At 70.5% G+C, this 24,729-nt stretch carries 20 protein-coding genes and 1 pseudogene; 7 read left to right on the top strand and 14 right to left on the bottom strand.

Annotated elements, in window-relative coordinates; all coding sequences use genetic code 11:
* Nucleotides 1-10: 10 nt before the first annotated feature.
* Nucleotides 11-739 (bottom strand): YoaK family protein, encoded by a 729-nt coding sequence (locus ACFU5F_RS01135; RefSeq protein ID WP_383880188.1) that lies wholly within the window; start codon nucleotides 737-739, stop codon nucleotides 11-13.
* Nucleotides 740-852: 113 nt separating this feature from the next.
* Between ACFU5F_RS01135 and ACFU5F_RS01130 the strand changes: the two genes are divergently transcribed.
* Both ACFU5F_RS01130 and ACFU5F_RS01125 read left to right on the top strand, forming a co-directional pair.
* Entirely contained in the window at nucleotides 853-2,529 is a 1,677-nt protein-coding gene (locus ACFU5F_RS01130) for an RNA ligase family protein (protein WP_383880185.1), read from the top strand.
* 6 nt (nucleotides 2,530-2,535) lie between these two features.
* The gene (locus tag ACFU5F_RS01125; protein ID WP_383880182.1) at nucleotides 2,536-5,319 is read left to right on the top strand and encodes a poly(A) polymerase; all 2,784 of its coding nucleotides are present in this window, start codon (nucleotides 2,536-2,538) and stop codon (nucleotides 5,317-5,319) included.
* A gap of 9 nt (nucleotides 5,320-5,328) precedes the next feature.
* Here ACFU5F_RS01125 and ACFU5F_RS01120 read toward each other — a convergent pair whose 3' ends face one another.
* The gene (locus tag ACFU5F_RS01120) at nucleotides 5,329-6,156 is read right to left on the bottom strand and encodes a hypothetical protein (protein WP_383880179.1); all 828 of its coding nucleotides are present in this window, start codon (nucleotides 6,154-6,156) and stop codon (nucleotides 5,329-5,331) included.
* 118 nt (nucleotides 6,157-6,274) lie between these two features.
* Between ACFU5F_RS01120 and ACFU5F_RS01115 the strand changes: the two genes are divergently transcribed.
* The gene (locus ACFU5F_RS01115) at nucleotides 6,275-6,448 is read left to right on the top strand and encodes a hypothetical protein (RefSeq protein WP_383880177.1); all 174 of its coding nucleotides are present in this window, start codon (nucleotides 6,275-6,277) and stop codon (nucleotides 6,446-6,448) included.
* A gap of 22 nt (nucleotides 6,449-6,470) precedes the next feature.
* On the opposite strand, the gene ACFU5F_RS01110 is transcribed toward ACFU5F_RS01115, so the two are convergent.
* Together ACFU5F_RS01110 and ACFU5F_RS01105 are read right to left on the bottom strand one after the other, a co-directional pair.
* Nucleotides 6,471-6,680: a DUF397 domain-containing protein gene (locus tag ACFU5F_RS01110; RefSeq protein ID WP_383880174.1), complete on the bottom strand. Its 210-nt coding sequence runs from the start codon at nucleotides 6,678-6,680 to the stop codon at nucleotides 6,471-6,473.
* On the bottom strand, nucleotides 6,677-7,540 hold the full coding sequence (locus ACFU5F_RS01105; RefSeq protein WP_383880171.1) for a helix-turn-helix domain-containing protein: 864 nt from the start codon (nucleotides 7,538-7,540) through the stop codon (nucleotides 6,677-6,679). Before ACFU5F_RS01105 ends, ACFU5F_RS01110 begins: the two co-directional genes overlap by 4 nt.
* 146 nt (nucleotides 7,541-7,686) lie before the next feature.
* On the opposite strand from ACFU5F_RS01105, the gene ACFU5F_RS01100 reads away from it, so the two are divergent.
* On the top strand, nucleotides 7,687-8,124 hold the full coding sequence (locus ACFU5F_RS01100) for an ATP-binding protein (RefSeq protein ID WP_383880430.1): 438 nt from the start codon (nucleotides 7,687-7,689) through the stop codon (nucleotides 8,122-8,124).
* Nucleotides 8,125-8,267: 143 nt separating this feature from the next.
* Nucleotides 8,268-11,810: an AAA family ATPase gene (locus ACFU5F_RS01095; protein WP_383880169.1), complete on the top strand. Its 3,543-nt coding sequence runs from the start codon at nucleotides 8,268-8,270 to the stop codon at nucleotides 11,808-11,810.
* Between the two features lie 9 nt (nucleotides 11,811-11,819).
* On the opposite strand, the gene ACFU5F_RS01090 is transcribed toward ACFU5F_RS01095, so the two are convergent.
* Nucleotides 11,820-12,119, bottom strand: coding sequence for an NIPSNAP family protein (locus ACFU5F_RS01090; protein WP_383880166.1), 300 nt, complete (start codon nucleotides 12,117-12,119; stop codon nucleotides 11,820-11,822).
* A gap of 315 nt (nucleotides 12,120-12,434) precedes the next feature.
* Here ACFU5F_RS01090 and ACFU5F_RS01085 point away from each other — a divergent pair, with 315 nt between their 5' ends.
* Both ACFU5F_RS01085 and ACFU5F_RS01080 read left to right on the top strand, forming a co-directional pair.
* A complete protein-coding gene (locus tag ACFU5F_RS01085) occupies nucleotides 12,435-13,313 on the top strand; it encodes a helix-turn-helix domain-containing protein (protein WP_383880164.1) in 879 nt (292 codons plus the stop codon).
* A gap of 26 nt (nucleotides 13,314-13,339) precedes the next feature.
* Nucleotides 13,340-13,627: pseudogene (locus tag ACFU5F_RS01080) on the top strand (Uma2 family endonuclease); the annotation flags it as partial.
* A gap of 19 nt (nucleotides 13,628-13,646) precedes the next feature.
* On the opposite strand, the gene ACFU5F_RS01075 reads toward ACFU5F_RS01080, so the two are convergent.
* From ACFU5F_RS01075 to ACFU5F_RS01035, 9 genes are all read right to left on the bottom strand, one after another.
* Nucleotides 13,647-14,729 carry an endo-1,4-beta-xylanase gene (locus ACFU5F_RS01075; protein ID WP_383880162.1) on the bottom strand — a complete coding sequence of 361 codons (1,083 nt, stop codon included), beginning with the start codon at nucleotides 14,727-14,729 and terminating at the stop codon, nucleotides 13,647-13,649.
* A 17-nt stretch (nucleotides 14,730-14,746) separates the two neighbouring features.
* A complete protein-coding gene (locus ACFU5F_RS01070) occupies nucleotides 14,747-17,899 on the bottom strand; it encodes a glycosyl hydrolase 115 family protein (RefSeq protein ID WP_383880160.1) in 3,153 nt (1,050 codons plus the stop codon).
* Nucleotides 17,900-18,069: 170 nt separating this feature from the next.
* Nucleotides 18,070-18,651, bottom strand: coding sequence for a hypothetical protein (locus ACFU5F_RS01065; RefSeq protein WP_383880158.1), 582 nt, complete (start codon nucleotides 18,649-18,651; stop codon nucleotides 18,070-18,072).
* Nucleotides 18,648-19,199 (bottom strand): RNA polymerase sigma factor, encoded by a 552-nt coding sequence (locus ACFU5F_RS01060; protein ID WP_383880155.1) that lies wholly within the window; start codon nucleotides 19,197-19,199, stop codon nucleotides 18,648-18,650. The genes ACFU5F_RS01065 and ACFU5F_RS01060 overlap by 4 nt, the downstream gene beginning before the upstream one ends.
* Before the next feature lie 251 nt (nucleotides 19,200-19,450).
* Nucleotides 19,451-20,644: an elongation factor Tu gene (gene tuf / locus ACFU5F_RS01055; RefSeq protein ID WP_013001430.1), complete on the bottom strand. Its 1,194-nt coding sequence runs from the start codon at nucleotides 20,642-20,644 to the stop codon at nucleotides 19,451-19,453.
* Between the two features lie 169 nt (nucleotides 20,645-20,813).
* A complete protein-coding gene (fusA, locus tag ACFU5F_RS01050) occupies nucleotides 20,814-22,940 on the bottom strand; it encodes an elongation factor G (protein WP_383880152.1) in 2,127 nt (708 codons plus the stop codon).
* Between the two features lie 39 nt (nucleotides 22,941-22,979).
* A complete protein-coding gene (gene rpsG, locus ACFU5F_RS01045) occupies nucleotides 22,980-23,450 on the bottom strand; it encodes a 30S ribosomal protein S7 (RefSeq protein WP_005481264.1) in 471 nt (156 codons plus the stop codon).
* Nucleotides 23,451-23,452: 2 nt separating this feature from the next.
* A complete protein-coding gene (gene rpsL / locus ACFU5F_RS01040; protein WP_003948652.1) occupies nucleotides 23,453-23,824 on the bottom strand; it encodes a 30S ribosomal protein S12 in 372 nt (123 codons plus the stop codon).
* Between the two features lie 328 nt (nucleotides 23,825-24,152).
* Complete coding sequence (locus tag ACFU5F_RS01035) at nucleotides 24,153-24,632, bottom strand: DUF1707 and DUF4190 domain-containing protein (protein WP_383880427.1); 480 nt, start codon at nucleotides 24,630-24,632, stop codon at nucleotides 24,153-24,155.
* Between the last annotated feature and the right edge of the window lie 97 nt (nucleotides 24,633-24,729).

Here is a 24,729-nt window from a genome sequence, read left to right as displayed (position 1 = left end):
GTGTCACGATTCAGCCGTGCTCCGACGGCTCCGGCGTGCACCGGCGCTGCACCGCCCAGGAGAGCGCGCCCAGGGTGAGAACCAGTGCGGCGGGGATCAGCAGGACCGGCGCCGGGCGCACCTCCGCGTGCAGCAGCAGCCACGCGCCCAGCAGGCCGCCGGCGAACATCGCGGCGACCGACGCGAGGCGGCGGCCCTCGTTCCTGGCGCCCGCTCCCCCGTGACTGTCGGGGTGCGGGGGCAGTCCGCTGAGCAGCGCGGTCAGCGCGCGGGTGGACACCGTGGTGGGGACGTCCGGGACCCGGGCCCGCAGGGTGGTGACGTTGCGCACGCCCATGGCCACGGCGACCAGGGCGACGACGGTGTAGTGCGGGTCGTCCGCCGGGCCGCCCGTCACGTCGAGCCCGGTGCGCCAGGCGACCAGTCCGCCGAGCCCCAGCAGCAGGGCCTCGACGAGCAGCGCGGGGACGAACCAGCGGCGGCCGTGGGCGTCCACGCTCGACTCGAACCGGGAACCGAGCACCGCACCGACCGTGAACCCCGCGAACGAGACGCCCGCGGCGGCCGGCGACAGAGCGGCGGCGCCGGTGAGGGCGAAGGAGAGGAAGAGGAGGTTCCCCGTCTGCACCGCGGTGAACACCGGGCCCAGCACGAGGAAGCTGACGGCCTCGATCATGCCGGTCGTCAGCGTCAGCGCCACCATGACCGAGGTGAGCCCGACGCCCGCTCTGGGCTTCATACCGGGACCCTAGGCCGCGGGTAATCCGCTCGCCCGCCGCCACCCCGCGCTCCTACGCTGATCAGGTACGTCGGCCGTCCAGGCACGTCGGCTGTCACGGGGGAACGTTCACGATGCGTACGCACTATCCGCGGACCCGGCATCTGCCCTGGTCCCCCGGCGCCACCGCCGATGATCTCCGGGTCACCGACCTGTCCGGCCTGCGCGGCCGCGAGGTCGTCGTGACCGAGAAACTGGACGGCGAGAACACCACGCTGTACGCCGACGGTCTGCACGCCCGCTCGCTCGACTCCGCGCACCACCCCTCCCGCACCTGGGTCAAGGCGCTCCAGGCCCGGGTCGGCCACGCCCTCCCGGAGGGGTGGCGGGTGTGCGGCGAGAACATGTTCGCCCGCCACTCCCTCCCCTACGACGACCTGGACAGCTGGTTCTACGGCTTCTCGGTGTGGGACGCGGCCGGGCGCTGTCTGGACTGGGACCGGACGGTGGCCTTTCTGCGCGGCCTCGGCGTCCCCGTACCGCGTGTCCTGTGGCGGGGCGTGTTCGACGAGCGGGCGCTGCGCGCGCTGCGGCTGGATCTCACACGGCAGGAGGGGTACGTCGTCCGGTCCGTGGACGGCTTCCGCGCGGAGGAGTTCGGCGCCCGCGTCGCCAAGTGGGTGCGGGCCGGGCACGTGACGACGGACACGCACTGGATGCACGCGGCCGTCGTCGAGAACGGTCTGGGCGCGCGGGCGCCGCTGTGGGCGGTGCGCTCCGGCGCGCACGCCGACGCCGGCGCGCTGGCGGAGGCGGCCGGGCTGCCCGGCGAGGGGGACCGGGAGGCCCTCGCCCGCTTCGACGCGGCCGACGGGCGGACCGGTGACGACCGGCTCGCCGGCGCACTGGCCGCGCTGCTGCACGGGCACGGCCCGGGCGGTCGCCGCGCCCGGCTCGCGGCACGGCTGGCCGGGGTCGTGGGCATGCCGCTCGCGCGCCGGGTCGCGGACCTCGTGGGGCTGCACCCCGCGCTGCACCGGCCGTACCCGGACGAGGACCGCCGCACGGGCCTGGCCCGGCTGTCCCTCGCCGCCGATCTCGGGCTGCTGCACGCGGTCGCCCGCGCCACGGCGGCGACGGAGGAGGCGCGCGAGCTGGTGGAGTGGTCGGCGCTGCACGCCGAGGAGGTGTCGCGGCTGGACGAGGACGCGCTGCGGGAGGCGTTCACCGGGCTGTCGCCCGAGGCCGCGGTCCGGTGCCGGGCCGAAGCGCGCGAGGCGTACGCGCGGGGGCGCGTGGCGGATGCCGAGGGCGCCGTGGCCGCGTCCTGGCGCTGGCGCTCAGGTGCCTACCCGAGGCTGATCCAGCTGGTCGGGCCGTCGGGCAGCGGCAAGAGCAGCTTCGCGCGGGGTCTCGCGGGCGTGGACGCGTATGTCTCGCTGGACGAGCTGCGCGAGGCGCGAGGCGCGCGCGCCGACCAGCGGGCCAACCCGGACGTGCTGCGCGCGGGGCTCGATCGGCTGGACGCGGCGCTGGCCGCCGGCGGGACGGCGGTGTGGGACGCCACCTCGCTCACCCACCAGCAGCGCTCGCTGGTGCACGCGGTCGCGCACCGGCGCAACGCGCTGGTCACCCATGCCGTGGTTCTGGTCGAGGAGGACGAGCTGATCCGGCGCAACGCCCGCCGCGCACACCCGGTACCGCCCGAGGTGCTCACCGCCCAGCTGCGCCGCTTCGTCCCGCCGTATCCGGGCGACGCGCACCGCACCTGGTACGTCGGGGCGAGCGGGACAGTAGAGGAAGAGGTCTGAGGAACCATGCGGACGAGCGAGGAGATCTACCACCGGGTGCGCTGGGACGCGCGCTTCGACCCGGCCCGCTTCGTGTTCGGTGTCCTGCAGCGGGGCGCGGCGCCCAAGCGGGTTCCGCTGCCCGCGTTCGTGCCCGGCGGGGAGATCCCGTGGCACCGGGTGCTGTTCGTCGAGGCGGACGGCGAGGTGGTCTGGGACCGGTCGACGGGCGTGGACCGGATCGACGCGACGGACGCGGGGCGCGTGCGGGAGACCCGTCTGCTGCGGGCGCCGTTCTTCACGGCGCGCACGCCGCACGCGTGGGACGGGGAGCAGTGGGCGCCCGCGCGCACACCCCAGGGCGCCGACTGGGAAGGCGGCCCGGACAGCGTTCGGGTGCTGACCTGGAACACCCTCTGGGACCGGTACGACGCCGATCTCATCGACAGCGCCGGGCGCAGGCCGCTGCTGCTGCGCGCCCTGCGGGACGCCGACGTCGACGTGATCGCGTTGCAGGAGGTCGAGGCGGAGCTGCTGGCGATGCTGCTGCGCGAGCCGTGGGTGCGAGCGGGCTGGACGCTGGGCACGGACCCGCGCGGGCGGGACGTGGACACGTGCGGACTGCTGCTGCTGAGCCGGCTGCCGGTGCGTGAGGCCGCCTTCCACGCGCTGGGCCCGCACAAGGCGGTGACCTCGGTCGTCGTGGAGGCGGGGCAGCGCCCCCTGGTGGTCGCGGCGACGCATCTGAGCAGCGACCACTCCACCGACGGCGCCGGCCGCCGCACCGCCGAACTGGCCCGGATCGCCGAGGGGTTCGCGGCCCTGGACGCCGGTCTCGTCCTGCTGGGCGACTTCAACGACGGCGGCGACACCCCCCAGGTGACGCTCGGGATGCGGGACGCCTGGAGCGAGACGCACGGCCCGGACGACCTGACACCGACCTTCGACCCGGTCGCCAACCCGCTGGCGGCGGTCTCGTCCCTGACGGGGCGGGCGTCCCGGCTGGACCGGGTGCTGGTGCGCGGGCCCGGGCTCGGGGTGCGCTCGGCCGAGCTGTACGGGGACACGCCCTCGCCGGACGGCCTCTTCGTCTCGGACCACTACGGCGTACGGGCGGAGGTGGGGCCCGGCTCCGCCGACACCGCCCCCGTGTCGCTCGACGTCCGGCCGACCTCCCGTACGGCCCTGGCGTGGCTTCCTCCCGAGGAGCTGTGGCCACCGCTGCAGGACATCCGCCGCGGCCACGACCCGCAGATCCACCGCTGGCCTCCCCATGTGAACGTCCTCTTCGGCTTCGTACCGGAACACGCCTTCGAGGAGGCGGCCTCGGTGCTCGCGGGGGCCGTGACGGCACCGTTCGACGCCCGGCTGGAGGGGGTGCACTGGTTCGGTCACCGGGACGACGCGACGGTCTGGCTGGACCCGGCGGCGGCCGGCGAGGGGCCCTGGGCCGAGCTGCACGGCACCCTCGTACGGCACTTCCCGCGCTGCCGGGGCCGCCACGAGGGCTTCACCCCGCATCTGAGCCTGGGCCGCACCACCGACCCGAACGCCCTGGCCACCGCGTGCGCCGCCCGGCTCGCGCCCCTGTCGGCCAGGGTCGGCGAGCTGGCCCTGCTGTCGCGGCGCGGGGACGAGCCGATGCGGGTGCGGGCGACGGTGGGCCTGGGGACGGGCGAGGTGCGGTGGCGGGAGGAGGAGCCGACGCCGTACGAGCACGGGACCGAGGCCGCCGGCTCCGCCGTGGCCGACCGGATCACCCGCCTCCTGACGGACGCGTTCCCGGGCGGTGTCGTCCACGTCGTCGGCTCTCGGCGCATGGGCTGCGCGCTGCCCGGCGCGGACCTGGACCTCGTGGCGGCACTGCCCGGAGCCGTCGAACTCGCCTCCCTGCAGCGGGAGTTGCCCGAGGCGGCCGATGTGCGTGAGGTGGTCGGAGCACGCGTCCCCGGGCTGCGGCTGCGGCTCGACGGCCTGGACGTGGACCTGGCCGTCGTGACCACCGGAGCGCTGGACCCGGCGGAGGCGGTGGACCGCCGGGCCGAGCTGGGCGAGGCGGCGGCGATCGCGCTCAGCGCGGTGAGCGACGCGGAGGTGGTGCTCGCCTCGGTGAGCGGGCGGAGTCCGGCCTTCACCGGGCTGGCCGGGCAGGTCAAGGCGTGGGCGAAGGCGCGGGGCCTGGACTCGGCGCCGTTCGGCGGCCTGCCGGGCCTGGCCTGGTCCGTGCTGGCGGCCCGCACCACGCGGGAGGCGGGCGAGCTGCCCCCTGCCGACCTCCTCCGGCACTTCTTCTCGACGTGGGCGGCCTGGGACTGGCGCGAGCCGGTGGGCGACCTCGCCGGAGCCCCGGCCGGGCCCCTCACCGTCGCCACCCCGTCCGCCCCGGTCCGCTCCTGCACGGACCAGGTGACGCCGGACATGCGCGATCTGATCACCCAGGAGTTGTTCCGTGCCTGGGAGTTGCTGGAGGAGGGCGCCTCGTGGACCGAGGTCCTCACCCCTCCCCCGCTCCACCGCCGCCACGCCGCCTGGGCGGTCGTGACAGTGGGCGAGGGCGCGGAGGGGAGCACGGACGAGGGCCGGGTACGGGGCAGGATGCGGGCGCTGATCACCGACGTCGCCGAGGCGGCCCCCGGCTGTCACGCCTGGCCCCGCCCCTTCACCACGGCCCCCGCCCGCTATGCCATCGGACTGGGGCCGACCCCACCGACCGCCGAGGCCCTGGCCGCCGTGGCGGACCGTCGGCTACGGGGCCTGGCGGGGGTGACGCTCACGAGGGCCGGGGGCGGCGAGGTACCGACGCTCCGCTGAGGCGGGAGGTCAGCGGACGTCGACGTAGACGGCCGCGGTGGTGACGGCGTCGGTTGTCGAGTTGCCGTAGTACACCCAGCGGTAGAAGCCGTCGGCCGAGGCGGTGGCCGTGGTGTTCATGGCTCCGGTGCTGCTGGTGGTGACCTTCTTGAGGGTCTTGAACGAGGTGGCGTCCGAGGCGCGGTACTGGAGGCTGACCGTACGGCCGCTGTAGCCGCCGTACTTCTTGGTGCTCCAGTTCGCCCGGGTCAGCTTGCCCGTGACGGTGATCTTCCTGCCCTTGGTCACCGTCTCCGGCGTGGCGGCGACGGTGGCCCTGGCCGCGCGCTTGAGCTGCACGGTCTGGGACCGGGTCTCGTACTCCTCGGTCTTGAGGCCGCCGCTCGCCTTCCACAGCCGCATGACGACGGCGGTCTTCCAGGTCGTGGCGGCCGCGTTGGTGTTGACCTGCTTCCGGCTCCAGTGCGGGTCGATGTGGAACTCACCCTCGCAGCGGGCGTGCTTGGCGTCGACCTCGAAGCACGTGTAGATGCCCGGGCCTATGTAACCGTCGCCGGTGTCGACGGCCTTGCTCCTGTCACCGCGGTAGATGAAGGGGTGAGCGGTGTAACCGGAGGGGTTCGCGGTGCTCAGCCCCGCCGGCAGGGCGATGTTGAAGGAGATCGGCGGCGTCACCTCCTTCGTCGTGCCGACCACGATCGGCCTGCCCTTGTTGATGACGATGTCCGACACGGTGATCCCGGTGTCCGCCGCCTGAGCCGACGGCGCGTTCAGCACCGAGAACCCGAGCGCCCCCACGAGCGTGGCCACCGCTACGGTCCGTCTGCCTGACTTCATTCCCACCTCTTCGAAAGCATGTTCATGCGAGAGGCGGCAGAGTACCAAGGGTGATCTCGTGGCGATTCCACACGTCAAACCCGCCGGAGGGGCAGAGCTTGCTCTCGTTCAGGGATGAGTGACGGAACCGGTCTGGAACAGCGTCGACGCCGCCGGGCACACGGTCGTCACGCTGGAGCGCAATGACCTGCATCATCACCTGACCCTGCTCCAGGTCAACGACGACTTCGCCGCGATCACCGAGGTCGCGCCCGGCATTTCCGCCGTCCGCGGACAGCCGTCGGCCGTCTGATCACCGGGAGGCGGAGAACCGGTCAGCCCCCGGCCGCGTACGACACGAAGTCCGCCCACGCGGTCGACGTGAGCCCGAGCCCGGGGAGCCGTGTGTCCTTGGAGTCGCGGACGTGGACGGCGCCGGAGGCGACCGCGATCTCTACGCAGGACTCACCGTCGGTTCCACTGCTGTAGCTGCTCTTGAACCACACCAGTTCAGAGGCGTCCCTGGCGGAGGTCTTGCGCATCATGTCTCTCCCAGCAGTCTCTCGATGAAGGCCAGCGACTCCCGTGGCGGGAAGGCCTGCGCCCGGATGGTGCCATACCGCAACTCAAGGATGCGGAGCTGCCTCGGGTCAGAGACAGGCCGACCGTTGAACTTGCCCTCGGCGCGCCCCACCGCCGTACCGTCCGGGAACTTCAGCAACTCAATCTTGCCGTCCAGTCCAGGATGGGCATCGGTGTTTGTCGGCATGACCTGAAGCGTGACGTGGTTCAACCGCCCCACCTCCAGCAGACGTTCGAGCTGCCGTCGCCACACCATTGTGCCCCCGACCTGTCGGCGCAGCGGCGCCTCTTCCAGGACGAAGTGCACGGACGGTGCAGGATCACGTTCGAAGACCGCCTGACGGGCCAGACGAGCGGCCACCATGCGTTCCACGTCATCCGGTGAGTACGGGGGCTGCGCTGCCTCGATCAAGGCTCGCGCATGATCCGGCGTCTGCAACAGCCCGTTGACGCTGTTGCACTCATACACCCCGATCTCGACCGCCTGCCCCTCCAGCTTTCCCAGCTCCCGCACCTTCTTCGGGTACCGGACCTTCTTCACGTCCTCCCAGGCCGCCGAGACAAGCCCGCCCGCCTCCAACACCTCGTCGGACTTGTCCAGGTACTCCTGCCGGGGAATCCGCTTGCCGGCCTCAATCTTGTAGACCAGGTCCTCGCCGTAACCGATGGCCACCGCGAAGTCCGCCACCCGCATGCCGACGGCCTCACGCCTCAGCTTCAACTGCCGCCCCACGGTCTCGACGACCGCGACGCCCCAGTCGTCGTCCGGGTCCACCTCCCAACCCGGCTCGTCCGTCGCGTCCTTGAGCCCGTCCACGTGCATCGCGCACCCCTCCGCCGTACCGCTGTGACTCAACGCCCCCTACCCATACGCCCGTTTTGGACAAGCCCGACAGCGCCGGACAAGCCCTGGACAGTAACCGTACGTACCGGCGTAGTCACTGTTCACAGTAGGCACGCACCGCCACGCTGAGTGACGTGAATCCGGAAACCGTCGTCCCCGACACCGAACTCGTCAGCCCCATCCGCAACTTCAGCGTCCGACTGTCACCCACACCTCGCGGAGCCCGGCTCGCCCGCATCCTCGCCACCGAGCGACTGCACGCGTGGGGGCTGCCCTTGCACCCAGCGGACCACCTGGTCGCCGAGCTGGCGGCCAACGCGGCGACGCACGGACGGGTCCGGGGTCGTGACTTCGATCTGACGATGTACGTCATCGGCGTCACCCTCCGCATCGAGGTGACGGACACCCGCCCCGAACGGCTGCCCCACCCCGAACCCCCCTCCCCCGAAGCCGAGTCCGGCCGAGGCCTCCTTCTCGTCGAGGCTCTCGCCGACCGCTGGGGAGTGACCGAGGGACGGCCGCCGCGCAAGACCGTATGGGCCGAGGTAAAGCTCGCACCCTGAGTCGAACGCCTGGTGATGGCCGAAACCCGTACGCGCCGTTGAACACCGCCGCGAGCCCCCAGAAGATGGTCATGAACGGGTGACGCGATGCCGGTCTTCGGGGCTGGTACGACGGGGGTGGGCGGTACTCGATGAGGAACCGTATGCAGGTCGTGCTCCAGGTCCTGCTGGCGCTGGTCGCCTGCTTGCTCGGGATCGCCACCAACTACGCGACCAGTACCGACAACGCTCCCTGGGCGCTGGAGGCCATTCAGCGCTTCTCCGTTCCGGCCATCGGCGTACTGATCCTGGCGCTTGTGGTCGGGCAGGTCGTCGCCCACCGGCTGGAGAATCCCGCGCCGCCCCGGATCGAGTGGCCGCGTGACAGGGTTCCCTACCCGGGGCTCGACGCGTTCGACGAGGACGAGGCGGCCGTCTTCTTCGGCCGCGAGGCGCAGGCGGCCGAACTGACACGTCGGCTGCATGCCACTGCCGCCAGCCCGGCGGAACGGTTTCTGGTGCTGGTCGGGGCCTCCGGAAGCGGAAAGTCCTCGCTGGTCCGAGCCGGGGTGATGCCCCGGCTTCGGCAACGTCGTTGGACCGTCGTGCCGGCCTTCGCCCCGGGCGCCGGCCCGCTGGGCGCCCTCGCCGGGGCGCTGGCGGCTGCCTCGGAGGGACAGGAACCGGCGAGCGCCGTGCTGCGCAGGCTTCGCCTGGGGCCGGACGCGCTGCGAGCCGAGTTGGCGCGGCTGCGTGGTGGGCGGTTCCGGCGGATACTCCTCGTGGTCGACCAGTTCGAGGAGGTCGTCACCCTGGCGGGCGAGCGGGAACGAGCCCAGTTCCTGGAAGCGCTTCGCAACTGTGTGGACCAGGACCCGGCGGTTCGGGTCCTGGTCACCCTCCGTGTGGATCTGCTCGGCAGGCTCCTCGGCACGGGGCAAGCAGAGCTGCTCCAACATCCCATCGCCATCGGAACTCTGGGCCGGGCCCAGCTCGTCGAAGCCGTTGAGCGACCCGGCGCCCTCGTCGGGCTCCGCTTCGAGTCCGGTGTCGTCGACTCGATCGTCGGCGAGACCGGGACGGACGACGCGCTTCCGCTGCTCGCCTATCTCCTACAGGAGTTGTTCTTCGCCGCTGGCCCCGGCGGGACGGTGACCGAGGAGCTGTACCAGCGGCTCGGCGGAGTGCCCGGCGCGCTCGCGCGCCAGGCGGACAACACCGTGACCGGGCTCGGTGCGGGCCTGGGCATCGACTCCGTCCTCCGGGTCCTGCTCAAGTTCGTCACCGTCGAGGGCCAGGACGTGGCCCGTCGCCATGTGCCGTTGTCCGAACTCGACGAACGGGACCGCCTTGTCGTCGATGCCTTCGTCGAGGCCCGGTTGTTGCGCACCGATGCCACGGGTCGCGGTTCCGCGACCGGCGGTGAGCCGTTCGCGCAGGTCACCCACGAGGCGCTGTTCCGCCAGTGGGCCCCGTTGCGGCAGGAGGTCGAGGCCCGGGCCGAACGACTCCGTGAGCGCGCCGAACTGGAGCGGTGGGCGGCCGACTGGGAGCGGGCCGGACGAAGTGACGACTATCTCCTCACCGGGGAACGTCTCACCGCGGCCCGGCGCTGGCTCGAAGCGCTGGAGGAATCCGGGCAGGCGTCCGCAGCCGCCCGCGCGCTCGTCGAGTCCTCGCAGCGCCGTGACCTGACTTTCCTGAGCAGGATCTCCGACAGCATCGGCCGTCAGGTTCTGCTCAGCGCCCAGAGCGAACCGGAGCGTTCCCTGCTGCTCTCGCTCGCCGCGCTGGACGAGTGCGCACCCACGCCCTCTGCCAGGCGTGGGCTGATGGCGGCGCTGGCGGCGAGTCACCTCCGCTCGCGGCTCGACGGGCACACGGACACCGTTCGGCACATCGCCTGGTCTCCGGACGGCCGCATGCTGGCCACGGCCTCCAGGGACGGCACCGGCCGCGTCTACGACGCGCTCTCCGGACGCCCGTTGCTGGTTCTGCCGTGCGACGGCGTCATGGTCGAGTCCGTCGCCTGGTCACCGGACTCGGCGAGACTGGCCACGGTCGGCCGTGACCGGGTCGTCCGTATCTGGGACGCCGCCTCAGGGGAGCCGGTCGGGCTGCTCACCGGTGCCGAGGACGTCAGCAGACAGGTGGCCTGGTCGCCGGACGGCAGACATGTCGCCGCAAGTTCCAAGGACCGGATCGTACGGGTCTGGGAAGCCGATACCGGGCGGCTCGCGCATGAACTGCGTGGGCACTGCGAAGACATCTGGGGCGTGGCGTGGTCACCGGACAGCAGCCGCCTCGCCTCCGCCTCCCACGATCAGAGCGCGATCGTCTGGGACCTGGCGACAGGGGAGGCGGTCACCACGCTCACCGGGCACTCGGACTTCGTCGAGGGCATCGCCTGGTCGCCGGACGGGCGGCACATCGCCACCGGCTCCGGGGACCACACCGCCCGCATCTGGGATGCCGGGACCGGCGAACTGCGCCTGTTGCTGCGCGGACACGACGACTACGTCTGGAACCTGGCCTGGTCGCCGGACGGCCGCATGCTGGCCAGTGCCTCTTCCGATCGCACAGTGCGCATCGTGGACACAGCGGACGCCAAGGTCCTGGCCGTGCTGCGTGGCCACGCCGACACGGTGTGGGGCGTCACCTGGGCACCCTGCGGGACCGCGCTCGCCACCAGCTCCAGCGACGGCACCGGCATGGTGTGGGACCTGCGTCCGCGTGGTGCCGAGACCGTCATGGCCGACGGACACCGGCGCCCGGTGAACCAGGCTGCCTGGTCCGGTGACGGCAGCCGTTTCGCCACGGCCTCGGACGACGGCACCGTGCGTGTGTGGGACTCGGACACCGGCGTCGTGGCCGGACCGGTGACCGAGGTGACGGACCGGGTCTGGGCCGTCGCCTGGGCTCCGCAGGGCGAACGGCTCGCGTTCGGCACCAACAACGGCCAGTTCCGGATTGTCGACGGACACGGCGGCACACTGTTCGAACGACAGGGCGAGGTCGTCGAGGGGTGCGCATGGTCCCCGGACGGCGGCCGGATCGCCACCGGTGGTCACGACGGCGCCGTGTGTGTCCTGTCCGCACGCGATGGCACCCAGCTGCTGAAACTGACGGAACACCAGGACTGGGTGGGGCGCTTGGCCTGGTCGCCGAGCGGGCGGCGGCTCGCCAGCAGTTCTGACGACCGTACGTGCCGGCTCTGGGACATCGAGGAGGGGCGTCAGTTCACCGTGTTACGCGGCCACGAGAACTACGTCGAGGACGTGGCCTGGTCACCGGACGAGACGAGGATCGCCACCGCTTCGGCCGATTGGACGGCCGCCGTGTGGGATGCCGCCACCGGACGGCGCATCGATGTGCTCAAGGGGCACGAGGGGCGGCTTCGCGCCGCCGCCTGGTCACCCGACGGCCGGTACATCGCCACGGGCTCCGACGACCGCACCGTACGGGTCTGGTCCGCCTCCACCCTCAAGGAAATCGCCGTAGTCGGCGTGCACCAGGACAAGGTGACCTCCGTGTCCTGGTCCCCGGACGGTGCACGACTGCTCACAGCATCGGCCGACGGGACGGCGCGGGTGTGGCGGGCGGAGCCGGACTACGACGGGCTGGAGGCGACCGCCCGGGGAAGGGTCTTCCGCACCCTCACGCACGAGGAACGGCGGCAGCATCTGCTGTCGCTCGACCCCATGTGACGTCGTGCATCAGTAAACCTGTTCGATGGTGAGCTCGTCGTCGCCGACGAGGTAGTCGTCCGGGTTCAGGCCCATGGCCTTGCGCTCGGGCGACGACCAGTACAGGGCGTTGCGCTCGGCGAAGGTCCCCGGACCGTCGTACGAGATGAGCCAGATGAACCGGTTGCTCTCACGATCCACCCAAGCTCCACCGATCGTGAACCCCAAGTCCAGCCGCAACGGCACGATTTCGCTCCGCCAGCGCTGCACCCACTCGTCGAGCAGACCGTCCCGGACGGTGTACGTGCGCAGTTTCGTGGTCTTCGGCATGGCAGACATCCTCTCCGAGCCGTGAGGTGCGTGTACTACCGGAACCCGGAAATGTGCGCTCCGGTGCGGCGGGCGGTCTTTCCTCAAAGGACCTGGGGAGAGAAAGAACCCCACCCCTCCTCCCGCCCGGCGGGCGGTCTCACCCTCGCGGGTGAACATCGCCGACTCGGCTGGATTTCGGGCCGGTTGATGCCCTTACGCTCAGCGCAGCAGGACACCGCAACCGCACTACAACCGCAGACATACGACGGCCCCCGCCGGGACGGCAATCCCAGTGCGAGGGCCTGACCACCGAGAAGGACAAGACCCTTCCCAATGGATACGCAGAACCCTAGCGCGCCCTCGCACGCCCATGCCCGGCTTGCCGACAACAAGCACCCGAAACGGCTGAGCCCGTACGGCGGCGGACTGACGCACGACCACTCCCGCCACACCACCCGTTTCACGGTGATCGGCAACCACCTCGCCCAGCACCCGGAGCTGTCCCTCGTCGCGATCGGGCTGGCCGCGCACATCCAGTCGCTGCCGAAGGGCGCCCGCGTCGACATCAAGACGCTCGCCGGCCGCTTCACGGAGGGCACGACCCGTATCGCCGCCGCTCTGCGCGAGCTGGAGACCCATGGCTATCTGCGCCGCGAACGCGAGCGCGTCCCCGGCGGCCGGATCATCACCCGCACGGTCTCCTGCAACCAGCCCGGCCGCAGCCACAGCCACACGGGGGACGAGCCCGTACATCGCCCGCCCCGGAAGGAGAAGGCACCCCGCAAGCCCCTCCCCTCGGTCCCCCAGCCCGCCTACCGCTCCCCCACGCTCCTCCAGACCGCCACGGATCTCCTCGCCGACCTGCGCCGCGCGGACCCCCGCCTCCTCCTCTCGGCCTGCGACACCGCCCACCTCGCCCCGGGCGTCGCCGCCTGGCTGGAGCGCGACCTCACCCCCACCGCCGTACGCGACGCCCTGACCGGCGATCTCCCGGCCGAGCCCCTCCACCGCCCGGCCGCCCTCCTGGCCCACCGCCTCGCGGCCCAGCTCCCGCCCCCGCCACCGTTCCGCGCCCCGGCGTCACCGCCGTCCGTCCGCTACCAGATGACGAACTGCGACGGCTGCGACCGCGGCTTCCGGGGACCGAAGGGCAGCCGCTGCCACGACTGCGGGCCCGACCACGCCATGCCCGACCTCATGGAGGACGCCTAGCATGAACGTGACGATCCTTGCCCCCGGGCACAATCGATCCCCGGACGCTCGTCGCCGCGATCGAGGTCGTCTCCCGCTCCAACCCCGACAACGACTGGGTCGGCAAGATGCGTGACTACCCCCTGCTCGGCATCCCCGTCTACGCCGTCTTCGACCCCCGCACCGGCACCGGCGCCGTCCTCACCGACATCCACGCCACCCCGGACGGCCCGCGCTACGCCACCCGCAAGGACTTCGTCTACGGCGAGGACGTCACCATCGCGGACTGGACCATCTCCACGGAGAACCTGCCCCGCTACCCGGACCAGGGCTGACCGAGGACGGCCGCCCCACTCACCGCCCCGCCGCCAGCCCCTCCCGCAGCGCCCCGTACGCCGCCTTCCGCCCGTACGTCTCGTCCATCGGCGTCGCCGAGCCCTCACCGTCGAAGACCCCGGGGACCCACGAGTACTTGTCCGTGAACCCCCACACCGTGAACGACGTGCAGCTGCGCGCCCCCAGGCAGGCGTCCAGCAGCTGCCGGTAGTAGCTCGCCTGCGTCGCCGCCTTCGTCTCGTCCACCGGCAGGATCATCCGCACGTCCACCTCCGTGAACGCCGTCCGCATCCCCAGCGCCCCGAAGCGCGCGAGGTTCTCCGCGACCCTGCCCGGGAAGCCGTACTGGATCGCCAGGTGCCCCTGGGCGCCGAACCCCTGCACCGGCACACCCTCGGCCCGCAGCCGCTTCGCCAGCTCGTAGTACGCGGTCGACTTCGCGTTGACACCCTCCACGTTGTAGTCGTTGAGGAAGAGCTTCGCCTTCGGGTCGGCGGCGTGCGCCCAGCGGAAGGCGTCCGCGATGTACGACGGCCCCAGCTCACGCAGCCAGATCGAGTTTCGCAGGCTGCCGTCCTCCTCGAAGACCTCGTTCACCACGTCCCACTGCTGGATCTTCCCCTTGTACCGCTTCACCTCGGTCGTGATGTGCTTGCGGAGAATGCCGCGCAGCTCCGCCGCGCCGATCGACCCGTCCGTCACGCCGGCCGTCAGCCAGGCCGGCAGCTGGCTGTGCCAGACGAGCGTGTGACCGCGGACGACCTGCCCGTTCTTGCGTGCGAAGCGCACCAGATCGTCGGCGGCCTTCCAGTCGTACACCCCCCGCTGTGGCTCCACCGACTCCCACTTCATGGCGTTCTCGGCCGTCACCGAGTCGAACTCGCGGACCGTCGTCCTGCGGTACGTCCGGTCGTCAGCGAGGGCCGTCAGGTCGACGGCCGTCCCGATCCGGACGCCGGCCCGCTCGGCGAGCGCCCGCAACGGCGGTCCGGGACGAGTCCCGTGCGCCGAGGCCGGCTGCGCGGCCAGCGCCGTGGACAGCAGGGCCCCGGCGACCAGCCCGAGCACGGGCAGGCGCAAGCGGTTCGTGTACGTCGTCATGGTGTACGAGTCCTTTCTCAGATCCGGTGGCTCTCCAGCGGCCCCAGATACGTCGGTGTCAGCCCGCCCGTGTCGATCACCAGCCGTTGCAGCACCACCGTCGGGTCGACCATCCAGAACGTCAGCCGGTGCACCCCGGGCCCGGCGATCGTGTGCCGGGTCGCCGTCACGTTGACGTTGTCCGAGGTGGTGCGCGCCCACTGCCTGTTCATGAGCCCGTCGTCGGCCCCGGTGACGGCGTTGATGTCGACGATCTGCGGGGTGTCCGCGTCGAAGGAGACGGCATACCGCAGCCCGCCCGTCGCGAGCGCGGGGTTCCGGGGCGAGACGTACGCCAGCACCGTCACCTCGTCCACGGCCGACAGGAGACTGACCGTGTACTCCAGCCGTGGCCCCGCCCCGCCCGGCGTCTGCCGGGCCGCCGTCACCGGCCACGGCGTGACCCCCGCCCCCGTACGCCCGATCCGCTCGATCCGACGCCAGCCCACCCGTCCGTCGCGCGACCCCACCGCCCGCGTGTGGTGCTCCGCGTCGATCGCCACGTACCCGCCCGCCTCGACGAACCCCCGCAGCTTTCGCGCCTGGCGCGCCGACGGCTTCTCCGCGACGGCCCGCACCACGACCGAGGTCCCGGCCCCGCTCACCGTCAACGACGCCTCCGCGCCGCCCGCCGGCACCCGCCCCCAGTCCACCCGGACCCCGACCCGCACCTGCTCCTCGACCCGGCCCCGGGTCCGGTCCACCACCAGCCAGGGCGCCGACGACTCGATCCGGTACGAGAAGGGCGTGCGCCCCCGGTTGAAGATCTCCACGTACTGCCGGGGCCTGGTCTGGTAGGGACTGAACACCGGGAGCACAGCCTGCGCACCGGCCCGGGGCCACCACTCCCCCGAGTCGTGGGCCCCGTCGACCGCCACGCCCAGCTCCGCCGCCTCCGGCACCTCGATCCGCCGCACCTGGGGGAAGATCTCGTCCGGCAGCGCCACGTGGTTCCTCTCGGGCTGCTGCCACCCGGCGTTCGGGCCGTAGCGTTCCACGTCCCCGTAGCCGATGTGCGGCTGCGTCTGGAAGCCCCGCCACTTCCCGCCCGCGACCTCGGAGTTGAAGCGCTCGGCCAACGCGAGGTCCCGGGCCAGTCCGGCCTCGGCGGCCTCGGCGCGGCCGTTCGTCGCAGCGCGTCCCTGCCGCGCGTACAGCAGGTTCTGGAACTCCGCCTCCCGTAACCCGTACAGGTTCGCGGTGGCCGCCACCTCGTAGCCGACCAGCTCGAACCAGGCGTCCCGCAGGGCCGCCGGCAGTCGCCGCCCTACCCGGTCGGCCCGCTTCGCCAGCGCCCGCCACTGCTCCGTGACGCGTTCCAGCTCGCGGTGCCCGAAGAAGAACGGCGTCGCCCGGTCGTCGTAGACGATGGCCCGCTCGTCCTTCGCGGGGTCCTTCGTCCCGTCGAGGGTGATCCGGCGGTTCAGCAGCTCCGGCTTACGGCGGGCCTGGAGCTGCCCGTACGTGCCCAGCACCTCGGCGATCTCCGCGGCCGCCTGAGCCCCGAAATTCTGCCGCGCGAAACCCCGCTCCCACTCCTCCAGGTCCTTCACGCCCCAACGCTCTGGATTCCAGGCGTAGTTCAGGAAGAACTCGGTCGGCAGCTCGTTCCCCTTCAGGTCGCCGACGTTCACCACCCACAGACCGTGGTTGCCGTACGCGTCCGCCTGGTGCAGCTGCTCCCACAGGTTCGCGAGGTTCGCCGTGTCGACCCACTTGTAGTTCCGTCCGACACCGACGTAGTCGAAGTGGTAGTACAGCCCGTAGCCCCCGGGCCGTACGGGCTCCTCCGGGTCCGGATGCTTGCGGATGTTCCCCCAGTTGTCGTCCGTGAGGACGACGGTGACGTCCTCCGGTGCCCGCAGGCCCCGGTCCCAGTACCGCTGGACCTCCTTGTAGAGGGTCCACACCTGCGGGGTCTCCTCCACCGGGCGGCCGGTCACCTCCGCGATGATCCGCCGCTGGGCGTCGATGATCTCCCGCATCAGCTCGATGCCGTCACCGTCCGGCAGGCTCGTGTCGCCGTTGCCCCGCATCCCCAGCGTGACGACGCCCTCGAAGTCCTCGTCGACCATGCGCCGGATGCCGTCCCGCCAGTAGGCCCGGACGGCCTCGGCGTTCCGGCGGTACGACCACTCCCCGGTGCCCCCGTAGGGGTCCCGGCCGGGGGTCACCACATTCCCCGCGCTGTCGCGCACCGCGGGCACCGCGTGGCGGTTCCACTCCTCGATCCCCCGCATCATGGGCGCCTCATGCGACGTGCCCATGACAATCCCGTATTCCTTCGCCCGCGCGTGGTTCTCCGGGTCGTCCTCGGCGAAGGCCCGCCCCCACACCGCCGGCCAGACGTAGTTGCCCTTCAGGCGCAGCAGCACCTCGAAGACCTTCGCCCAGAAGTCCGCGGTGAAGCCCCCGGGGTGCCCCGGCGCCTTGCCCGGCCCGAAGTACGCCGGCGCCCACGTCCCCAGCGCCGGGTTCTCGTCGTTGATGAAGACACCGCGATACTTCACCGCCGGGGTGCCCTGCCCGAACCGGCCCGGCCGCACGTACACCGCGTCCCGGTGGACCGGCGGCACGTCGTCCCACCAGTACCAGGGCGAGACACCGAGGCCGTACGACACGTCGTACGCCCCGAAGATCGTGCCCCGCGGATCGCTGCCGGCGATGACGAAGGCCCGCCGCACCCCGGGCATGGGCCGCTCGACGACTGTCTGCAGAGAGGTCTCCCACCTCCCCCGCACCCCGTCGACGTCCAGCTTCCCGGCCTCGATCAGAGCATCGATCAGCGGACTCCGCCCGATGGTCCCCACCAGCACGACCTCGGCCGCCGTCTCCTCCCCCGGCCGCACCCCGGTCACCCGCTCGATGTCGTCCCGCAGGTCCCCCGCGACCCGTACGACTCCGGGGTGATCCTCGGGGCTGACCACCACCGGCGCCCCGACCAGCGCGAACGCCCCCGGCACGGGCGTGAAGGAGAGGTACGCGCCGGGATCGGTGACCTTCGGCCCGCCCCCTGCGGGCCCACTCCCCACGGGTGCCTCCTCCGCCCGTGCGACCCCCGGCAGAGCGGGCACCACGGCGAGCCCTGCACCCGCTCCCAGAACCGTTCTCCGACTGACGTCCGCGGACATGCCACACCCCTCGACCGGTCGTCCCGAAGGCTGAATTTGCTCAGCGCCATGACAAATGGTGGAGGGAGTGAAGCGAGGGGACAACGGGTCGTACGCGCCGAATAGTTTCGAAGTGCCGAAGCCCCGGGGCGGCCCGCACGGTCGACACCGTGCGGGCCACTCGGCCTACTTCACTTCAAGGACTCCTCAAGCCACTTCGCCCCTTCGTAGGGCACTTCCCTACAGGGCTTCGCCTTGCCCTTGACCACGTACATGACCCCGGCCGGGCTGACCGAGTCCTTGATCGGCTCCGGGTCCTCGAAGACCAGGGTGTCGCCAGGATGCAGGGTGTACGTCCACAGAGCGGTCGGATCCGTGACCTTCTCCGGACCCGGCGTCTCGCCGCGCGGCTTCGCGCAGACGTAGCCGCTCCTGGGCCTGTCGAAACTCGTCAGAACGCCCAGGTCGTGCAGTTGCTCCGCCAGCTCGCCCCGGTACTCCCAGGCCGCAAGGTCCTCACCGGTCACAGTGATGGTGCCGTCGTCGTTCCGCTCCACCGCGTACGCCTTCGACCCACCCGTCGACGACGGCAGCCCCACCACCACCCCCGCCGCCGCGGCGCACGCCGCGAGGGCGACCAGCGCCCGCCGGGTCGTGATCGTGCGGCGGATCACGGGCTCCGGCTCGGGCACGTCCTCGGCCCGCAGCGCGATCTCCCGCCGGAGCTCGTCCAGCAGCCGGTCCTCGAAGGTCTTCGTCGTCTTCGTGGTCATGCCTTTCCCCCTGCGTAGCTGAGCCCTGCCGGATGGTCACTTCCCGTGGTCACCGACCGCAGCGCCCGGCGGGCCCGGTGCAGCCGTACGCGTGCCGTGACCTTGCGTATCCCCAGTGCCGTGGCGGCCTCGCTGACGCTCAGCTGGTCGACGGCGACCAGCTCGACGACCGCGCGCTCCCCCTCGGGGAGCCCCCGCAGCGCGGCCAGTGCCCGACGCCCCGCCGCCTCGGCGTCGAGCTTGTCCTCCAGCCGCCCGATGTCGTCGGCCTCCAGCAGCCGCCGGCCGGCGATCCGGCTGCCGAGCACGTTCTGCCGCGCGCTGCGCCGTGCCTCCGCCGCCACCACGTTGCGCGCGATGCCGTAGAGCCAGGCCGTCTCGCTCCCGAGTTCGGGGCGGTACGCGCGGGCGGAGTCGATCACCGCGAGGAAGGTCTCGGCGGTGAGATCGGCGACGGTGTGCGGATCGGTGACCCGCCGGGCCATGAAACGGGTCACGGCGTCGACATGACGGCGATAGAAGACCTCGAAGGCCGCCGGATCGTACATGCCTCCCGGCGGACCGCCGGGGCCTCTGCTGTCCGGTGCCAAGGTGCGTACCTCCCGTGGTCGGTCGTGCTGTCACCAGTACTTGGACCGGAGCGGGAAAGGCGTTACAGGAAGGGACCGAGGGCCTCACCGGGAAGCCCGTCGGGGGAAACAGAAGAGGCCCGTACGACCGAAGTCGTACGGGCCTCTCCGGAGAACTACCGAGTCCTCGGACCCCACGGGGTCCTCAGACCTACCGGGTCAGTTCAGGATCACTTCGTGATCTTGATGACCTGGCCGGCGCCCACGGTCCGGCCACCCTCACGGATGGCGAACTTCAGGCCCTCTTCCATGGCGATGGGCTGAATGAGCTCAACCTTCATCTCCGTGTTGTCGCCGGGCATGACCATCTCGGTGCCCTCGGGGAGGGTCACGACGCCGGTCACGTCCGTCGTACGGAAGTAGAACTGCGGACGGTAGTTGTTGAAGAACGGCGTGTGGCGGCCACCCTCGTCCTTGGACAGGATGTAGGCCTGGGCCTCGAACTCGGTGTGCGGCGTGACCGAACCGGGCTTGATGATGACCTGGCCGCGCTCGACGTCCTCGCGCTTGATGCCACGGAGGAGCAGACCGACGTTCTCACCGGCCTGGCCCTCGTCGAGCAGCTTGCGGAACATCTCGATGCCGGTGACCGTGGTGGTGGTCTTCTCCTGCTTGATACCGACGATGTCGACGGTCTCGTTGACCTTGAGGACACCACGCTCGATACGGCCGGTGACGACGGTGCCACGACCGGTGATCGTGAAGACGTCCTCGATCGGCATCAGGAACGGCTTGTCGACGTCACGCTCGGGCTGCGGGATGTTCTCGTCCACGGCCTTCATCAGCTCGAGGACGGAGTTGCCCCACTCCTTGTCGCCCTCGAGCGCCTTGAGCGCCGAGACCTTGACGACCGGCAGGTCGTCGCCCGGGAACTCGTACTCGGAGAGCAGCTCACGGACCTCGAGCTCGACGAGCTCCAGGATCTCCTCGTCGTCCACCATGTCGGCCTTGTTCAGGGCGACGACGATGTACGGAACGCCGACCTGGCGGGCCAGGAGCACGTGCTCCTTGGTCTGCGGCATCGGGCCGTCGGTGGCGGCGACGACGAGGATGGCGCCGTCCATCTGCGCCGCACCCGTGATCATGTTCTTGATGTAGTCCGCGTGACCGGGGCAGTCGACGTGGGCGTAGTGACGGGTCTCCGTCTGGTACTCGACGTGCGCGATGGAGATGGTGATACCGCGCTGGCGCTCCTCGGGAGCCTTGTCGATCTGGTCGAACGCCGAGGCCTCGTTCAGGTCCGGGAACGCGTCGTGCAGCACCTTGGTAATGGCGGCCGTGAGGGTCGTCTTACCGTGGTCGATGTGACCGATGGTGCCGATGTTGACGTGCGGCTTAGTCCGCTCGAACTTCGCCTTCGCCACTGGGGTCCTCCTGGGAGTGGTTCTGGTACGCCTTACTTCATCGGCGCCAGGTGATCTTTGCTGGAAAGTCCGGGTCCTTGGGCAAACACCCGTGTTCGCGGGTGTTTGCCCCCTGAGGCTCCGGAGTCAAGCCTAAAGCGTGTGGACGCGGTGCGTGGAACGCGGTGCGTTACTCGCCCTTGGCCTTCGCGATGATCTCCTCGGCGACGTTCCGCGGAACCTCGGCGTAGGAGTCGAACTGCATCGAGTAGCTTGCGCGACCCGAGGTCTTGCTGCGGAGGTCTCCGACGTAGCCGAACATCTCCGAGAGGGGCACGAGGCCCTTCACGACGCGGGCACCGGCCCGCTCCTCCATGGCCTGGATCTGACCACGGCGGGAGTTGATGTCGCCGATGACCTCACCCATGTAGTCCTCGGGCGTGGTGACCTCGACGGCCATCATCGGCTCGAGGAGCACGGGGGACGCCTTGCGCGCGGCCTCCTTGAAGGCCTGCGAACCGGCGATCTTGAAGGCGAGCTCGGAGGAGTCGACCTCGTGGTAGCCACCGTCGAGAAGCGTGACGCGGACGCCCGTCATCTCGTAGCCCGCGAGGATGCCGAACTGCATGGCCTCCTGCGCACCGGCGTCCACCGAAGGGATGTACTCCTTCGGGATGCGGCCACCGGTGACCTTGTTCACGAACTCGTAGCTGGCGTCGCCGCCCTCGATCGGCTCGATCGCGATCTGCACCTTGGCGAACTGGCCGGTACCACCAGTCTGCTTCTTGTGCGTGTAGTCGACGCGCTCGACGGCCTTGCGGATCGTCTCGCGGTAGGCGACCTGCGGCTTGCCGACGTTGGCCTCGACCTTGAACTCACGGCGCATACGGTCGACCAGCACCTCGAGGTGCAGCTCGCCCATACCACCGATGATGGTCTGGCCCGTCTCCTCGTCCGAGTGGACCTGGAAGGAGGGGTCCTCCTCCGCGAGACGCTGGATGGCGACACCCAGCTTCTCCTGGTCACCCTTGGACTTGGGCTCGATGGCGACCTGGATGACCGGCGCCGGGAAGTCCATGGACTCCAGGATGACCGGCTGCTTGTCGTCGCTCAGCGTCTCACCGGTGGTGGTCTGCTTGAGGCCCATGACGGCGACGATGTCGCCGGCGCCCACCGACTCGATCTCCTCACGCTTGTTCGCGTGCATACGGTAGATCTTGCCGATGCGCTCCTTCTTGCCCTTGACGGAGTTCAGCACGGCGGTGCCGGACTCCAGGCGACCGGAGTAGATCCGGACGAAGGTGAGCTTGCCGAGGTGCGGGTCGCTCATGATCTTGAACGCCAGCGCCGACAGCGGCTCGTCGTCGGACGGCTTGCGCTTGACGACGACCTCGGGGTCCTTGACGTCGTGGCCCTCGATGGCCTCGACGTCGAGCGGGGTCGGCAGGTAGCGCACGACCGCGTCGAGCAGGGGCTGGACGCCCTTGTTCTTGAACGCGGTGCCACAGAACACCGGGGTGACCGTGACGCCCTTGGACTTGCCGGAGGCGATGGTGATGCGGCGGATCGCGGCGTACAGCTGCTCCTCGGTGGGCTCCTGGCCCTCCAGGAACAGCTCCATGATCTCGTCGTCGTTCTCCGCGACGGCCTCGACCAGCTTGCCGCGGTACTCCTCGGCAGCCTCGGTGTGCGTGGCCGGGATGTCGACGACGTCGTACATCTCGCCCTTGGCGGCCTCGGCGGACCACACGAGCGCCTTCATGCGGACCAGGTCCACAACGCCCTTGAAGTCCATCTCGGCACCGATCGGAAGCTGCATGACCAGCGGCACCGCGCCGAGGCGGTCCTTGATCATGTCGACGCAGCGGTGGAACTCCGCGCCGGTCCGGTCGAGCTTGTTGACGAAGCAGATGCGGGGCACGCCGTAGCGGTCGGCCTGACGCCACACGGTCTCGGACTGCGGCTCGACACCGGCGACACCGTCGAACACCGTGACGGCACCGTCGAGCACGCGGAGCGAACGCTCCACCTCGACCGTGAAGTCGACGTGCCCGGGGGTGTCGATGATGTTGATCGTGTAGTCGTTGTCCTCGAGCGGCCAGTGACAGGTGGTGGCAGCAGAGGTGATCGTGATGCCACGCTCCTGCTCCTGCTCCATCCAGTCCATGGTGGCAGCGCCGTCGTGGACCTCACCGATCTTGTAGCTGACGCCGGTGTAGAAGAGGATCCGCTCGGTGGTGGTCGTCTTGCCCGCGTCGATGTGGGCCATGATCCCGATGTTGCGGACCCTGGCCAGGTCAAGTGAAGTGGTAGCCATAAGGCTTCGGTCTTCTCTCGGTCTCGATGGGGGGAGCGACTACCAGCGGTAGTGCGCGAAGGCCTTGTTGGACTCGGCCATCTTGTGGGTGTCCTCGCGCTTCTTCACAGCGGCACCGAGGCCGTTGGACGCGTCGAGAAGCTCGTTGAGCAGACGCTCGGTCATGGTCTTCTCGCGACGGGCGCGGGAGTAACCGACCAGCCAGCGCAGCGCGAGCGTGTTGGCACGACCGGGCTTGACCTCGATCGGAACCTGGTACGTCGCACCACCGACACGGCGGGACTTGACCTCGAGGGTCGGCTTGATGTTCTCCAGGGCGCGCTTCAGCGTGATGACCGGGTCGTTGCTGGTCTTCTCGCGCAGGCCCTCCATGGCGCCGTACACGATGCGCTCGGCGGTGGAGCGCTTGCCGTTCAGCAGCACCTTGTTGATCAGCGACGTGACAAGAGGAGAACCGTAGACCGGGTCGATGATGACCGGGCGCTTCGGGGCGGGGCCCTTACGAGGCATTCTTACTTCTCCTTCTTGGCGCCGTAGCGGCTGCGGGCCTGCTTGCGGTTCTTGACACCCTGGGTGTCGAGCGAACCGCGGATGATCTTGTAGCGAACACCGGGCAGGTCCTTCACACGGCCGCCGCGCACGAGCACGATGGAGTGCTCCTGCAGGTTGTGTCCCTCACCCGGAATGTAAGCGGTGACCTCGATCCCGCTGGTCAGACGCACACGCGCGACCTTACGCAGGGCCGAGTTCGGCTTCTTCGGGGTGGTCGTGAACACACGCGTGCAGACACCACGACGCTGGGGCGAACCCTCGAGCGCGGGCGTCTTGTTCTTCTCGACCTTGTCCTGCCGGCCCTTACGGACCAGCTGCTGGATCGTAGGCACTACTTCTCCGGTTTCTGTGTGCCGAATGGTGAAGCTAACCTGGAACATTCGCCGACCCACGCGGTCGGGTGTGTCGAAACTGCAGACTCCCGCCGCAAGGCAGAAAGGGCGCAGAGTACGGCGGCCGCTTACGGCTCCCCCTGTGCGGTTGAAGGCACGCACGAGAGCCAGGGCACACCCCAGGCACAAGGTCTGAGCGTACCTACCTCATTCGCTACGGTCAAAACAAATGGGCGGGCGGTGGTTTGAGGAGGGGGGCGCCCGCACGGCGGAACCGGCGACCGGCGCAGTCCCGCGCCCCTCCCGAACTCCTGGACGCGGCCCCGGATCAGGGGTTCGCGGACGTCTCCAGAATGGCGATGAGGAGGAGGAAGAGGCCCCAGCCGGCCACGGAGAGCCAGCCGAGGATGATCCCGGCCAGCGCGAAGCCGTCGCCCCCCTCGCCCGTACGCCTGATCTCGGCGCGGGCGGTGTGGCCGAGAATGACCGCGGGAATGCCGGTGAGCCCCATCGTCATGGTGGTGAGCACCCCGCACACCATGGAGCCCACGGCCTTGCCGTTGGTCATCGGGGGCGGCAGGGGCGCCGGCATGAACGTCCGGGGCACCGGAGCGCCCATGACGGTCGGCTGCATCCCTGAGGGCCCCTGGGGCAGGTCGGCGACCAGAAGGGACAGCTCCCCCACTGTGCGCGCCCTGTAGGCCCTCTCGATACGCCTCTCGTACTCGTCCTGCGGAAGGCGGCCCTCGCTGAACCCGGCCTTCAGTACATCCACGGCACGCTCACGGTCGGCGTGTGCGGCGAGCATCGACGGAGCATTGCCCTGCGGCTGCTGCCACGGAATCGGCTGCCATGACGGGTTCGACACGAGAAACACTCCCCCGGACTGGTTGTTCCTCCATGAT

Origin of the sequence: Streptomyces sp. NPDC057438 (assembly GCF_042802995.1) — a bacterium.
Lineage (GTDB): Bacteria > Actinomycetota > Actinomycetes > Streptomycetales > Streptomycetaceae > Streptomyces.
This window is presented reverse-complemented; position numbering and strand designations above follow the sequence as displayed.